Source organism: Lysobacter sp. DMC97, assembly GCF_056313745.1.
In genome coordinates, this window is sequence record NZ_JBQUZR010000002.1 from 286207 (window position 1) to 299433 (window position 13227).

Consider the following 13227-nt stretch of genomic DNA (forward strand, 5'->3'; position numbering starts at 1 on the left):
CCATGCCCGTCCCCCGCCGGAGACCCCCGCCATGTGCGCGCACGATTCCCACGACGATTCCCGTGACGGACAGCCGCAGGACACCGCCGCGAACGCAGCGGACGAACGCCATGGCGTGAGCCGCGTGCAGGCCGAGGAGGCCGTGCGCGTGCTGCTGCGCTGGGCCGGCGACGACCCGACCCGCGAAGGCCTGCTCGACACGCCCAAGCGCGTGGCGAAGGCGTATTTCGACTGGTTCAGCGGTTACGCCATGGACCCCGAGGAATACCTCAAGCGCACGTTCGAGGAAGTCGAGGGCTACGACGAGATGGTCGTGCTGCGCGACATCGAATTCGAGAGCCACTGCGAACACCACATGGCGCCGATCGTCGGCCGCGCGCATGTCGGCTACCTGCCGAGCGGTCGCGTCGTCGGCATCAGCAAGCTCGCCCGCGTGGTCGAAGCCTACGCGCGCCGCTTCCAGGTGCAGGAGAAGATGACCGCGCAGATCGCGCGCTGCATCCAGATGACCCTGCAACCGCGCGGCGTCGGCGTCGTCATCGAAGCCGCGCACGAATGCATGACCACCCGCGGCATCCACAAGCGCGGCGTCAGCATGGTCACCTCGAAGATGCTCGGCACCTTCCGTGACGACGCGCGGACCCGCAGCGAGTTCCTGGAACTGATCCGGGTGCGTGGGGGAAGGTGATCCGTGCCGGCGTAGTCACGTCGGTGGTAGGTGAGTGAACTGCCAAATCACGACATGAGAACTTGCAGGCTGGGTGCTCTGCACCCAGATGTTGTGTGCCAGACAACTCTGGGTCGATGACTTGGCTTGCGAACTCAGAGATATTGGGCGGTGGTGATAATCAGCTTTCTGTCAGGCTGGCTGCAGGAAAGCGTCATGGCGGCATCGTTTGTCCAGACCTTCACCATGTAAAGAAACTTCGTCTGGACGATGTTTTTTGCCGGGTACTGCCCTTCAATGGAATCTACGATGGCGTCAACTTTTCCTACGCAAACGTTGAATGCCATGACTTGATTCTGTGTGGTAGGGGTTCCCTGTTTTGGTGGCTTTCCTGATTCGACCATTTTCCGGAGTTGTTCCGGGGTGTAGGTCTTTGCCGCATTTGCAGGAAATGAAAAAAACATTGCAGAAATGAAAGCTGCAAAAATCAGATGACGCATCGCCGGTTGTCTCTTCTATGGCCCTTGATTCATGAGTTCAGATGCATAGTGCATCGCATGGCATGTTTGAATTCGGAGCGTTAGGTGTCGTCCAGGCGGGTCCAGAAGACGCATTTGCTGTATTGACCAAAGATATCCTGGCTGCGCGATGCGTGGCCTGTGAATCCATGGCGCATGCAGATCGTCTTGATGCGCTTTCCCAGCATCGAATGAAATGTCTGGAAGGGTGTTTCGCTTTCTACGGAAGACAATTCCGCGATGTATGCGTGCTGATTTTTCTGCACGATTTTCCGAATGATTTCGTGGGAATCAAATTCGCTGCCTGCCTCAAGAATTGCCGCTTCGATTTGTTCGTCGGAGATCTTCATGATGCCTTCAATCATGGGGTTTCGCTCTCCGTCCTTTGTAAAACCTGTGCGAATGCAATTCAACCTGTCATAACGAGCAGGTTCCTTGCCTGTGGTGACATGGCAGGTATTTCGGCAGGCGCTGTCCGCGCCCGGCTTACACCGCGCCGATGAACCGCACGATACTGCCCGCCGCGTCGCGGCCTTCCTGCACCGCGGTGACGACGAGGTCCGCACCGCGGACACCGTCGCCGCCGGCGAACAGTTTCGGGTTCGTCGTCTGGTACGGATGCACGGGATTCGCGGGATCGAAGCGGAACGGGTGGTGCGGCGGCGGCGCGGGCGTGACGCGGATGCGGCCGTCCTCGTGCAGCGTGACGCCGTGGGCGACGAGCCACGCCGGCGGATCGGGCTGGAAGCCGAACGCGATCAGCACGATGTCGGCGTCGAGGTCGACTTCACTGCCGGGCACCTGTTCGGGGCGTCGGCGGCCGCGGGCATCGGGTTCGCCGAGGCGGGTTTCGGCGACGCGCACGGCACGGACATGGCCCGTGCCGTCGTCGAGCAGTGCCAGCGGCGCGCGCTGGAACAGGAAACGCACGCCTTCCTCGCGTGCGTTCGCGACCTCGCGCGCGGAGCCGGGCATGCTGGCTTCGTCGCGGCGATAGACGCAGCTCACTTCGGCCGCGCCCAGGCGCACGGCGCTGCGCACGCAGTCCATGCCGGTGTCGCCGCCGCCGAGCACGACCACGCGCTTGCCGCGCAGGTCGGGCAGTTCGACGCGGTCTTCCCAGCCGGCGATGGGCCGGCCGGCGGCATTGTCTTCGCCGATCACGATGCGGCCGTTCTGCACGAGGAACGGCAGCGCCGGCAGCACGTTGTGCAGGTCCTGGCCGGGCAGCTGGCCGTCGGTGTAGCGATAGCTGCCGAGGCCGAGGAACACCGCGTCGAAGTCGGCGAGCAGCGTGTCCAGCGACACGTCGCGGCCGATCTCGACGCCGAGGCGGAATTCGACGCCCATGCCTTCGAGCACGCGGCGGCGTTCGGCGATCACGGTCTTTTCGAGCTTGAAGCTGGGGATGCCGAACTGCAGCAGGCCGCCGATCTGTTCGTAGCGATCGAACACCACGGCCTGCACGCCCGCGCGCGCGAGCCGGTCCGCGCAGGCGAGGCCCGCGGGGCCGGCGCCGACGACGGCGACGCGCTTGCCGGTGGCCGGCGCGTGCGAGAGATCGGGCGTCCAGCCTTCGGACAGCGCCTTGTCGACGATGTATTTCTCGACCGCGCCGATGGTGACCGCGCCGAAGCCGTCGTTGAGCGTGCACGAGCCTTCGCACAACCTGTCCTGCGGACAGACGCGGCCGCAGATCTCCGGCAGCGGGTTGGTCTCGTGGCACAGCGCCGCGGCTTCGTGCACGCGGCCTTCCCGAGCGAGTTCCAGCCACTGCGGGATGAAGTTGTGCAGCGGGCAGCCCCAACTGCAGTACGGGTTGCCGCAGTCGAGGCAGCGCGACGCCTGGGTCTTCGCCTCGGGCTCGCCGAAGCGGCCATACAGCTCGTGCCAGTCGCCGTCGCGACGCGCCTCGACCGGCACGCGATCGGGCATCTGCCGCTGCGATTGCAGGAACGCCTGTGGCGTCTTCTTGCTCATGGACGTGATCCCCCGCATGCGCCTGCCGAACGTCGGCCCCCACCCATCCGCGCTGCGCGCGGATCGCCCTCCCCCGCGTGCGGGGGAGGGATGGGGAGGGCGTATGAATCTCCCTCCCCCGCATGCGGGGGAGGGTTGGGGAGGGGGCGCGGCCGCGATGCCGTGCGATGTGTCGCGATGTGCGTGATCGTCATGCCGCGCGCCTCAGGGTTTCGCCCAGCGACTCGATGCTCACCGCCTTCGGCTTCACCAGCCAGAACTTGCCGAGGTAGTCGCGGAAGTTGTCGATCAGCCGCTGCGCCAGCGCGCTGCCGGTGAGGCGCTGGTGGCGTTCGAGCAGGTCGAGCAGGTGCGAGCGGTGGTTCTCGAAGCCTTCGTGGTTGATGCGCAGGATGTCGATCAGCTCGTGGTTGTAGCGATCGACGAAGTCGCGGTCGATGTCGAGCACGTAGGCCATGCCGCCGGTGAAGCCGGCGCCGAAGTTCAGGCCGGTGCGGCCGAGGACCGTCACGATGCCGCCGGTCATGTATTCGCAGCAGTGGTCGCCCGCGCCTTCCACGATCGCCAGCGCGCCGGAGTTGCGCACGCCGAAGCGTTCGCCAGCGCGGCCCGCGGCGTAGAGTTCGCCGCCGGTGGCGCCGTACAGGCAGGTGTTGCCGAGGATCGGCGATTCGCTGGCGACGTAGCGCGCGCCCTGCGGCGGGCGGATGACGATGCGGCCGTCGGCCATGCCCTTGCCGACGTAGTCGTTGGCTTCGCCTTCGAGTTCGAGGTGCAGGCCGCCGGCGAGGAACGCGCCGAAGCTCTGGCCGGCGCTGCCGTCGAAATGCAGGTCGATCGGCGCGCCGTGCATGCCGTGGTTGCCGTGCAGGCGCGCGATGCGACCGGACAGGCGCGTGCCGATGCTGCGGTCGGTGTTGCGGATCGGATGGCGGAACGCGCCGCCGCGCTTGTGCGCGATGACGTCGGCGAGGTCGGTTTCCAGCGTCGCGGCGAGACCGGTCGGTGCCGGCTGCGGCGCGCGCACGCCGCAGCGCGCGGGGCCGACGAGGCCGTCGGTCGACAGCAGTGGCGCGAGGTCGAGCAGGCGATGCACCGGCAGCGTGCCTTCGGTCTGGCGGAGCAGATCGGTGCGGCCGACGATCTCGTCGAGCGTGCGCGCGCCGAGCTGCGCGAGATAGCCGCGCACTTCCTCGGCGAGGCCGCGGAAGAAATGCTCGACGCGTTCGGGCAGGCCGGTGAAGTGGTCCTCGCGCAGGCGGTCGTCCTGTGTGGCCACGCCGGTGGCGCAGTTGTTGAGGTGGCAGATGCGGAGGTACTTGCAGCCCAGCGCGATCATCGGCGCGGTGCCGAAGCCGAACGATTCGGCGCCGAGCAGCGCGGCCTTGATCACGTCGAGGCCGGTCTTCATGCCGCCGTCGGCCTGCACGATCACGCGGTCGCGCAGGCCGTTGGCGATCAGCGACTGCCGTGCTTCCGACAGGCCGAGTTCCCACGGCGTGCCGGCGTAGCGGATCGAGGAGATCGGGCTGGCGCCGGTGCCGCCGTCGTGGCCGGAGATGGTGACGAGATCCGCGCCGGCCTTCGCGACGCCGCTGGCGATCGTGCCCACGCCCGCGTGTGCGACCAGCTTCACCGAGATCAGCGCCTCGGGATTCACCTGGCGCAGGTCGTAGATCAGCTGCGCGAGGTCCTCGATCGAATAGATGTCGTGATGCGGCGGCGGGGAGATCAGGCCGATGCCCGGGCGCGCGTAGCGCAGCCGCGCGATCAGCGCGTTGACCTTGTGGCCGGGCAGCTGGCCGCCTTCGCCGGGCTTGGCGCCCTGTGCGACCTTGATCTGCAGCACTTCGGCGTTGACGAGGTATTCGGGTGTCACGCCGAAGCGGCCCGACGCGACCTGCTTGATCTTCGACACCTTGTCGGTGCCGTAGCGCAGCGGGTCTTCGCCGCCTTCGCCGGAATTGCTGCGGCCGCCGAGGCGGTTCATCGCGATCGCCAGCGCCTCGTGCGCTTCGGGCGACAGCGCGCCGAGGCTCATCGCCGCGGTGTCGAAACGCTTGACGATGCTTTCGACCGGTTCGACCTCATCGAGCGGAATCGGCGTCGCCTTCGCCGTGTCGAGCGCGAGCAGGTCGCGCAGCGCGGCGGGCGGGCGGCCGTTCACCGCGGCGGCGTAGGCGTTCCAGTCCTCGCGCAGGCCGCTGCGCACGGCGCGCTGCAGCGTGGTGACGACGTCGGGGTTGTACTGGTGGTACTCGCCGTTCGGCGTGAACTGCAGCAGGCCGCCGAATTCCGGCAACGCGTTGTTGTCCCAGGCGCGCGCCGCGACTTCCGCGGTCTCCGTCTGCAGCTGTTCGAACGTGGCGCCGCCGATGCGCGACGGCGTGCCGGTGAAGCACAGGTCGACGACTTCCTTCGCGAGGCCGACGATCTCGAACAGCTGCGCGCCGCGGTAGCTGCCGATGGTGCTGATGCCCATCTTCGAGATGATCTTCAGCAGGCCCTTCTTGATGCCGCGGCGGTAGCTGCGGCCGATCTGCGTGCCTTCGCCGTGCTTGGTCTTGAGGATGCCGCGCTCGCCGAGGTCGTGCAGCGTCTGGTAGGCGAGGTAGGGATACACCGCGGTCGCGCCGTTGCCGATGAGGCAGGCGAAGTGGTGCGGATCGCGCGCGGTGCCGGTCTCGACGATGAGGTTGGACGTGCAGCGCAGGCCGGTGCGCACGAGATGCTGGTGCACCGCGCCGGTGGCGAGCAGCGCGTGCGCCAGCAGGTGGTCGCGGCGCGGACGGCGGTCGGTGAGGATCAGCAGCAGCACGCCGTCGCGCGCGGCGGCCTCGGCCTCGGCGCACAGGCGTTCGAGCGCGGCGCGCAGGCCTTCTTCGGGCGGATAGTTCAGATCGAGGTAGCGATGCGATTCGGCGTACGGTGCCATCGTCAGCAGCTGGCGCTGCTTGCGCTGCGACAGCACCGGCGAGTTCAGCATGACGTGCGCGACCTGCTCCGGCCCGTCGGCGAAGAGGTTGCCCTCGCGGCCGATCTGCGTGCCCAGCGACATCACGCAGTCTTCGCGCAGCGAATCGATCGGCGGATTGGTCACCTGCGCGAACGCCTGGCGGAAGCGGTCGTACAGCGGCCGCACCTGCGCGGAGAGCGCGGCCATCGGCACGTCGTCGCCCATCGAGCCCACGGCTTCCTGCTCGGTTTCCGCCAGCGGGCGCAGGATCTGCTCGCGCTCCTCGCGGGTGAGCTGGAACAGCTTCTGGAAGCCGGCCAGCGTCGACGCGTCGAACGGCATCGAGGTGAGGTTCGGATCGACCAGTTCGGTGTGCAGGTAGGTCATGCCCTGCTTCAGCCACTGCTTGTACGGCGCGCGCGCGCGGTTGATCGCGTCGATGGCGTCGGAATCGAGCAGGCGGCCGGTCTCCAGGTCCGCGGCGATCATCTGCCCCGGGCCGAGCTTGCCCTTGGCGAGGATGCGGGCGTTGTCGACGTCCCACACGCCGGCTTCGGACGCGACCATGAAGGTGCGGTCGTCGCTCACCTGCCAGCGCGCGGGGCGCAGGCCGTTGCGGTCGACGGTGCACGTGGCGAAGCGGCCGTCGAAGGCGACGATGCCGGCCGGGCCGTCCCACGGCTCGCTGTTGAGCGCGTAGTACTCGTAGAACGCCAGCAGGTCGGCGTCCTTGTATTCCAGCGACTGCGTCGCCGGCGGGATGAGGATGCGCAGCGCCTTCAGCAGATCCATGCCGCCGGCCTGCAGCAGTTCCAGCATCGAGTCGAGGCTCTGCGAGTCGGAGCCGCTCATCTCGATCGGCGGATCGAACTCGGCCGGATCGAACCCGTTCGGTCGCCAGATGTGGGCGCGGGCACGGGCCCAGACGCGGTTGCCGGCGATGGTGTTGATCTCGCCGTTGTGCGCGAGCAGGCGGAACGGCTGCGCCAGCGGCCAGCGCGGGCTGGTGTTGGTGGAGAAACGCTGGTGGAAGACGACCGCGCTGCTCGCCAGTTCCGGCCGCTGCAGGTCGGGATAGAGCGCCTGCAGCGATTCCGGCAGCACCATGCCCTTGTAGCCGATGCTGCTGGCCGAGAGGCTCACCACGTGCAGGCCGGGGACGTCCTGCAGCGCCTGTTCGGCGCGGCGTCGCGCCACGTACAGCGCGCGCTGGAATTCCGCCGCCGCCATGCGCGCGCCTTCGACGTCGAGCACGGGGACCACGAAGATCTGTTCGATTGCCGGCAGGTGCGCGCGGGCGAGATCGCCGCAGACCGACGCGTCCACCGGCACCGTGCGCCAGCCCGACACCGCCAGGCCGACGCCGCGCAGCGCCTGGGCGAAGGCGGCGCGGACGCGGTCGATGGCGTCCGCGTCGTGCGGCATGAATACGATTCCCGAGGCGTAGCGCTGGCCGAGGACGATGCCGGATTCGGCCGCGATCGCGCGGAGGAAGGCATCCGGGGTCTTCAGCAGCAGGCCGCAGCCATCGCCGGTGCGTCCGTCGGCGGCGACGCCGCCGCGGTGGGTCATGCGGGCCAGCGCCTCGAGCGCGCTGCGCACGAGGGCAGGGCTGGGACGATCGTCGAGTTGCGCAATCAGCCCGAAACCGCAGGCATCACGCTCGTCGCGTGGGTCGTAGAGGCCGGTCAGGCCGCGTTGATCGCTTTCCATCGGACGGGCTCCGGGAAGGGAACGCCAGGGGATTCACGGGGAATCGGGAGGCGCGGACGCCCTCGCGGGCCGATCGGGTCCACGGGAACGTCCATCGCAGGATGACCCGACTAAAGCACAATTGGTGCACTGCGGCAACCGGGGGGCCGGGTCCATTCGTCGAAGGGTGGCGTCCGTCGCGGACACCGTGGTCCGGCGGTGCGGAGTAGACTGCGCCCTCGCTCCGCTGCCTCCCCGTCCCCACGTGAACACGCCCCTGGTCGCCGGCCGGCGCCGCGCCGCGCTGGCCTTCATCTTCGTCACCGTGCTGATCGACGTGCTGGCGTTCGGCGTCATCATCCCGGTGTTGCCGCATCTGGTGCAGCAGTTCGTCGGCGGCGACGAGTCGAAGGCCGCCTACTGGGTCGGCGTGTTCGCCAGCGCGTACTACTTCGTGCAGTTCTTCAGCTCGCCGATCCAGGGCGCGCTGTCGGATCGCTACGGCCGCCGCCCGGTGATCCTGCTGTCGTGCCTGGGGCTGGGCGTCGACTTCATGTTCATGGCGCTGGCGCCGAACCTCGCCTGGCTGTTCGTCGGCCGCATCATCTCGGCGATCACCTCGGCCAGCTTCAGCACCGCCAACGCCTACATCGCCGACGTCACCGCGCCGGAGGAGCGCGCCAAGGGCTTCGGCATGATCGGCGCCGCGTTCGGGCTGGGCTTCGTCATCGGCCCGCTGCTCGGCGGCGTGCTGGGCGACGTCGACCTGCGCCTGCCGTTCTGGTTCTCCGCGGGCCTGGCGCTGCTGAACGTGCTGTACGGCCTGTTCGTGCTGCCGGAATCGCTGCCGCCGGAGAAGCGCACGTCGAGCTTCGACTGGTCGCACGCCAGGCCGATGGGCGGCGTGGCGCTGCTGCGCGATTACCCTGCGATCTGGGGCCTGGTCGCGCTGGTGTTCATGGCGAACTTCGCGCACTACGTGTATCCGAGCACGTTCGTGCTGTTCGCCGACGTGCGCTACGGCTGGGACCAGAAGCACGCCGGCTACGTGCTGGCGGTGGTCGGCGTGATCAGCGTGATCGTCAATGCGGTGCTGGTGGGCAAGCTGGTGAAGGCGCTGGGCGAACGCCGCGCGATCCTGCTCGGCCTGGCCTGCGGCGTCGTCGGCTTCCTGATCTACGGTATCGCCGACACCGGCTGGCTGTTCCTGTGCGGGCTGCCGGTCAGCGGCCTGTGGGCGATCGCGAGCCCGGCCACGATGTCGCTGATCTCGCGCCAGGTCGGCCCCGAAGTGCAGGGCCGCGTCAACGGTGCACTGACCGGACTGGTGTCGCTGGCCGGCATCTTCGCGCCCGCGCTGTTCGCCGGATCGTTCGGCTACTTCATCGGCCCGCATGCGCCGGTGCACCTGCCCGGCATCGCGTTCCTGCTCGCCGCGGTGCTGCTCGCCTGCGGCTGGCTGATCGCGTGGCGCCATGCACGCGCACCGGCGACTGCGCCGGCCGCGATGCCGCCCGCGCCGGAGGTGGCGGGCGGGTGAACGCGCCCGTTCCGTTGCCGGATTCAATCGACACACGCGGAACGACTGCGCAGCAGCCGGTCGAGGCCAACATCGTCGAAATCCGGTATGCGGACTACCGGCCGACTTTGGCGGAAGCGCTCGTCCTGTCGACGGCGTTCCTGATCGGGTGGGTCGTGCCGCACTTCATGGATCCACCGCAACCGGGCATGTTCGTCTGGTTCGTCATCGCATTTTCGGTCCTGGCCTTCAACGGCGCTTGGGCCTTGTTGCGATTCCGCAAGGCAGGCCCTGCGATCACGCTGGACGGCGATGGGTTGCATGCGACGCCCTGGCTCGGAGAGCGCGTGGACGTGCGCTGGGACGAGATCGAATGGTGCGACGAATTTCGTCGAGGCGGGAAATCGAAGCGCCCGTATCTCGGCATTCGTCTGAAGCATCCGGAACAACGGATCGCATCCTGGGACATGCCATCGAATCCCCGCCGCCCGCATCTGTGGATCCTGTCCGAAGGGCTGCAACTGTCGGCGAAGGACCTCGTCACCCGCATCCGCGACTACCACGCCCGCCTCGGCCGCTGACGCGCGCCTCAGTCGTCGTCCGCGCCTTCGACCGCCGCCAGTTCGTGGCTCGGCAGCGGCAGCATCGCCCAGAACGGCACGGCGTCCGCGGCCCAGCGTGCGGCGGTGTCCTGCAGGATCTCGACCACCGCTTCGACGTCCTCGGCAGCCTGCTCGCGCCACACGCCGATGTGTTCGAGCACCAGCAGGTAGCCCGGCGCCGAGAGCCACGAGAGATCGACGAGGCAGTCGGCCAGTGCGTCGAGGTTGCCGCCGAACCAGTCGGGGAATTCCAGCGCCTCCCCGATCTCGCGCAGCACGGCGTCGGTGTCGGTGCAGGCGCGCAGGTCGATGGCCTGCACGCGGAAGCGCAGCGCACGCCCGGCCGCGACCAGCGCCTCGCGATCGCGCGCGTCGACGAAGTACGCGCCGGCGCGTTCGGGATCGGCGAGCAGCGCATTCAGTTCCATCGCGCTCATCGGCCTGTCTCCTGACCGTCGGGGGTGAAGCGGCGGAAACTGCGGTAGTGGTCGTCGGTGTAGAAGAATTCGGTCGGCGGCCGGCCGCCGGCGATGATCCGCCGCGCGCCGCGATCGCGCGAGCCCGGCGTTTCCACGGTGTATTCGCGGTAGTAGCCGCGCGGCTGCGGCGGCAGCCGGCGTTCGCGGTTGCCGAACGTGCCATCGTCCTGCCGATGCGGATACGGGCCGCCGCGCGCGATCAGGCGCAGCGTGTCGATGGCCTCGGGCGGCAGGAAGTCGGGATAGGCGGTGCCGGTCGGCGCATCGTCGCGCGCCGCGCCGTGTGTCTCGGTCGGTGGCATCGCTGGCGGGAGCGCCAGCGGATTCTCGGCCTCGTGCACCGGTGCATGCTGCGCCGGTGTCTGCGCAGGCGATGGTGCGGGCACCGGTGCGTGCATCCCGCGCAGCGCGAACCACGCGACGACCGCCAGCAGTGCCAGCGTGCCCCAGATCCTCCATCCCGAACCCGTCCGTGCCGGCATCGGTCGCCTCCCGTCGCTGTCGTGGTCCACGATGGACCCGCGCGGCGCGGCGCGGGGTGATCCGGGTCAATTCCTCGCGTTCAGCCGCAGGTGGCGGACGCGATCATGCCCTTGCCGTCGAGCTGCAGGTTCAACCGGTCGCCGCGGTAGTCCTGCGTGACCATCATGCCGGGGCGCAGCACGCGCACCAGCTTGGCGCCGCTGGCCGCCATCGCGGCCTGCACGGTGCCTTCGTCCGCCTTGCGGCCGACGAAGTCCTGCGCCTTCGCGGCATCGCAACCCGGCCCATCGAGGCCGGGACCGGCCAGCACCGGCGGTTCCTCGCCGACGACCGCGCCGGAGGGCGGCGTTTCCTGCGACCCGACGGGCGCGCAGGCGGCGAGCGTGAGCAGTGCGAACAACGGGATCGGAGACGAAGCCATGGCGCTTGTCCTTTCCGTGGAAGTTGCGCGCAGTATGCATGCCGTCCGTAGGATTTTCGTGAAGCCGCGGATGCGGGCACGCCCCTGCGCGCGTCTTGCATCCTGCGCGATTCGATCGACGCGGAAAATCGATCGTCCTGCACGGTCCCGTGCGCATTCCCGCATGCCGATCGGCCATCGATCACGGATCGGCATCGTGCGACGGCGATCCGGTCGCATGCGCGCGCTGCGCAGGTAGACTCGCGTCGCGATGCACACGTTTGCGTGCACGCGCGGCGGCAGGCGGAAGACGTGATGCATGGCACGCACGGCGGCGTGCCCGGCACGCCCTGCGTCAACCGCGGCGGCGCGCGTGCGTTCGCGGCGTGGGAGGAGAGCGACATGCAAGATCGCAACATCTGGTGGTTCGGCGAATGCGACCCCGACACGCTCGCGGACTTCGAGCGTCGCGCCATCTGCGCGCTCGATCTCGAGCCGGATCCGCCCCCGGCCGCCGCCGCGCGCGAACACTGCTTCGCCGACGTCTGCGCCGTCGGCGACGTGATCGTCGTCGCATCCGCGGCGGACGGCACGCTGCACGTCGGGGATGTCGAAGGCGAGGCGCTGCGGCGGCCGGCGATCAGCTGCATGCAGCTGGTCCGGTCGGTGCACTGGCACGTGCTGCCGCTGGCGGACGACGAGGCTTCGGACATCGAGCATTCGCTGAAGGCATTGCCGACGTGTTCGCCGATCGATCCCGACGCGCATCCGGCGTTGACGGCCGTCATCGACGTCGTGCCCGACGACGAGGCGCCGCCGCTCGCGTTCGAGATCGACCTGCGTCCGCCGAAGATCCCGCCGCCGGCGCTGCCGAACCTCTACCAGTCGCCGTTCGCCGGCCGCATCCTGCGCGACTTCCGCTGGCGCGAATACCTGATCGCGAATCCCGACGTCGCCGCCACCGGCGACAGCGAAGCGCACGCGTTCGGCCATTTCTTCCACCAGGGCTACTACGAGCGGCGGATCTTCGATCCCGCGCGCCTCGACGGCTTCGATCCGGGGTTCTATCGCGCGCGCTATCCCGAGCTCGCGCTGCCCAGCGACGCCGCGGCGCAGATCCACTATTGCTATCAAGGCTGGTACGAGCAACGCATCCCGAACCGCGACAGTGCCTGGCTGCACGATGCCGCGCTGCACGTCTACCAGATGGGCAAGGTCGGTTCGCACGCGATCGCCGCCGCGCTGGAGGCGGCCGGTTACGACGGCGGCGTCCTCCACCTGCACTGGCCGACGGACGTGGTCACCGGCTATCCGTCGAACCGCCTGGCGTATTCGCGCATCCTGGTGCACGAACGCGCGCGTCCGGTGAAAGTGATCTCGGCGACGCGCGAAATCGTGTCGTGGACGCTGTCGGGCCTGTTCCAGTACCACGGCGCCGCCGTGCTCAACGCCGCCGATGCCGTGGCGCTGATCGAGGAGCGCTTCTGGGACACCTGCAGCAGCGGCCTGCGCTGGTTCGACCATCGCTACCACTGCGACCTGGACGTCTACGCGCATCCCTTCGACCACGCCGCCGGGTACACGCGCATCGACCATGCGGGCATCGAGCTGCTGATCTATCGCCAGGAAGACCTGTCGCGCATGGCCGCGCCGCTCGCCGGCTTCCTCGGCGTGCCGGACCTGCGGCTGGACCCGCGCAACGTCGGTGAAGACAAGGCGTATTCCGGCCTGTACCGCCGGATCCTGCGCGACTTCCGCCTGCCCGGGAACCTGCTGTCGACGCTGTACGACAGCGCCTTCATGCACCACTTCTACAGCGACGCCGAGCGCGACGCCGCCTACGCCCGCTGGGCGTGCCGGGACTGACCTCGGCACTGCTCGCCACGTCCGATCGCCGGTGACGGGCCGCCGGAACGTGGCGGGGGCTTGAC

Annotated in this window: 11 protein-coding genes; 4 read left to right on the forward strand and 7 right to left on the reverse strand. The window is 68.6% G+C overall.

All coding sequences use genetic code 11. The features are described from left to right. Nucleotides 1-31 precede the first annotated feature (31 nt). A complete protein-coding gene (gene folE, locus ACT53Q_RS04205) occupies nucleotides 32-688 on the forward strand; it encodes a GTP cyclohydrolase I FolE (protein ID WP_476185406.1) in 657 nt (218 codons plus the stop codon). Between the two features lie 134 nt (nucleotides 689-822). Here folE and ACT53Q_RS04210 read toward each other — a convergent pair whose 3' ends face one another. From ACT53Q_RS04210 to gltB, 4 genes are all read right to left on the reverse strand, one after another. Then, a complete protein-coding gene (locus tag ACT53Q_RS04210; RefSeq protein ID WP_476185407.1) occupies nucleotides 823-1167 on the reverse strand; it encodes a hypothetical protein in 345 nt (114 codons plus the stop codon). A gap of 80 nt (nucleotides 1168-1247) precedes the next feature. Next, nucleotides 1248-1550, reverse strand: a complete 303-nt coding sequence (locus ACT53Q_RS04215) for a hypothetical protein (protein WP_476185408.1) — start codon at nucleotides 1548-1550, stop codon at nucleotides 1248-1250. A gap of 121 nt (nucleotides 1551-1671) precedes the next feature. Further along, a complete protein-coding gene (locus tag ACT53Q_RS04220) occupies nucleotides 1672-3165 on the reverse strand; it encodes an FAD-dependent oxidoreductase (RefSeq protein ID WP_476185409.1) in 1494 nt (497 codons plus the stop codon). A 190-nt stretch (nucleotides 3166-3355) separates the two neighbouring features. Then, on the reverse strand, nucleotides 3356-7834 hold the full coding sequence (gltB, locus tag ACT53Q_RS04225; RefSeq protein WP_476185410.1) for a glutamate synthase large subunit: 4479 nt from the start codon (nucleotides 7832-7834) through the stop codon (nucleotides 3356-3358). A 244-nt stretch (nucleotides 7835-8078) separates the two neighbouring features. Between gltB and ACT53Q_RS04230 the strand changes: the two genes are divergently transcribed. Together ACT53Q_RS04230 and ACT53Q_RS04235 are read left to right on the forward strand one after the other, a co-directional pair. Continuing rightward, nucleotides 8079-9353 (forward strand): TCR/Tet family MFS transporter, encoded by a 1275-nt coding sequence (locus ACT53Q_RS04230; RefSeq protein WP_476185411.1) that lies wholly within the window; start codon nucleotides 8079-8081, stop codon nucleotides 9351-9353. Continuing rightward, complete coding sequence (locus ACT53Q_RS04235; protein WP_476185412.1) at nucleotides 9350-9913, forward strand: hypothetical protein; 564 nt, start codon at nucleotides 9350-9352, stop codon at nucleotides 9911-9913. The genes ACT53Q_RS04230 and ACT53Q_RS04235 overlap by 4 nt, the downstream gene beginning before the upstream one ends. Nucleotides 9914-9921: 8 nt before the next feature. Here the strand turns inward: ACT53Q_RS04235 and ACT53Q_RS04240 are convergent, their stop codons facing one another. The 3 genes from ACT53Q_RS04240 to ACT53Q_RS04250 all read right to left on the reverse strand — a co-directional run bounded on the left by ACT53Q_RS04240 (nucleotide 9922) and on the right by ACT53Q_RS04250 (nucleotide 11317). Continuing rightward, on the reverse strand, nucleotides 9922-10371 hold the full coding sequence (locus ACT53Q_RS04240; protein ID WP_476185413.1) for a barstar family protein: 450 nt from the start codon (nucleotides 10369-10371) through the stop codon (nucleotides 9922-9924). Beyond that, the gene (locus tag ACT53Q_RS04245) at nucleotides 10368-10895 is read right to left on the reverse strand and encodes a guanyl-specific ribonuclease (protein ID WP_476185414.1); all 528 of its coding nucleotides are present in this window, start codon (nucleotides 10893-10895) and stop codon (nucleotides 10368-10370) included. Before ACT53Q_RS04245 ends, ACT53Q_RS04240 begins: the two co-directional genes overlap by 4 nt. A gap of 80 nt (nucleotides 10896-10975) precedes the next feature. Continuing rightward, on the reverse strand, nucleotides 10976-11317 hold the full coding sequence (locus tag ACT53Q_RS04250) for an I78 family peptidase inhibitor (protein ID WP_476185415.1): 342 nt from the start codon (nucleotides 11315-11317) through the stop codon (nucleotides 10976-10978). A 381-nt stretch (nucleotides 11318-11698) separates the two neighbouring features. Here ACT53Q_RS04250 and ACT53Q_RS04255 point away from each other — a divergent pair, with 381 nt between their 5' ends. After that, nucleotides 11699-13162, forward strand: a complete 1464-nt coding sequence (locus ACT53Q_RS04255) for a hypothetical protein (protein WP_476185416.1) — start codon at nucleotides 11699-11701, stop codon at nucleotides 13160-13162. The last annotated feature ends 65 nt before the right edge of the window (nucleotides 13163-13227 follow it).

What these genes read in the sequence shown, in the direction of transcription:
- ACT53Q_RS04215 (WP_476185408.1), bottom strand. Translation starts at nt 1,550, where the DNA reads ATGATTGAAGGCATCATGAAGATCTCCGACGAACAAATCGAAGCGGCA.
- ACT53Q_RS04245 (WP_476185414.1), bottom strand. Translation starts at nt 10,895, where the DNA reads ATGCCGGCACGGACGGGTTCGGGATGGAGGATCTGGGGCACGCTGGCA.
- ACT53Q_RS04240 (WP_476185413.1), bottom strand. Translation starts at nt 10,371, where the DNA reads ATGAGCGCGATGGAACTGAATGCGCTGCTCGCCGATCCCGAACGCGCC.
- ACT53Q_RS04250 (WP_476185415.1), bottom strand. Translation starts at nt 11,317, where the DNA reads ATGGCTTCGTCTCCGATCCCGTTGTTCGCACTGCTCACGCTCGCCGCC.
- ACT53Q_RS04220 (WP_476185409.1), bottom strand. Translation starts at nt 3,165, where the DNA reads ATGAGCAAGAAGACGCCACAGGCGTTCCTGCAATCGCAGCGGCAGATG.
- gltB (WP_476185410.1), bottom strand. Translation starts at nt 7,834, where the DNA reads ATGGAAAGCGATCAACGCGGCCTGACCGGCCTCTACGACCCACGCGAC.
- ACT53Q_RS04255 (WP_476185416.1), top strand. Translation starts at nt 11,699, where the DNA reads ATGCAAGATCGCAACATCTGGTGGTTCGGCGAATGCGACCCCGACACG.
- ACT53Q_RS04210 (WP_476185407.1), bottom strand. Translation starts at nt 1,167, where the DNA reads ATGCGTCATCTGATTTTTGCAGCTTTCATTTCTGCAATGTTTTTTTCA.
- folE (WP_476185406.1), top strand. Translation starts at nt 32, where the DNA reads ATGTGCGCGCACGATTCCCACGACGATTCCCGTGACGGACAGCCGCAG.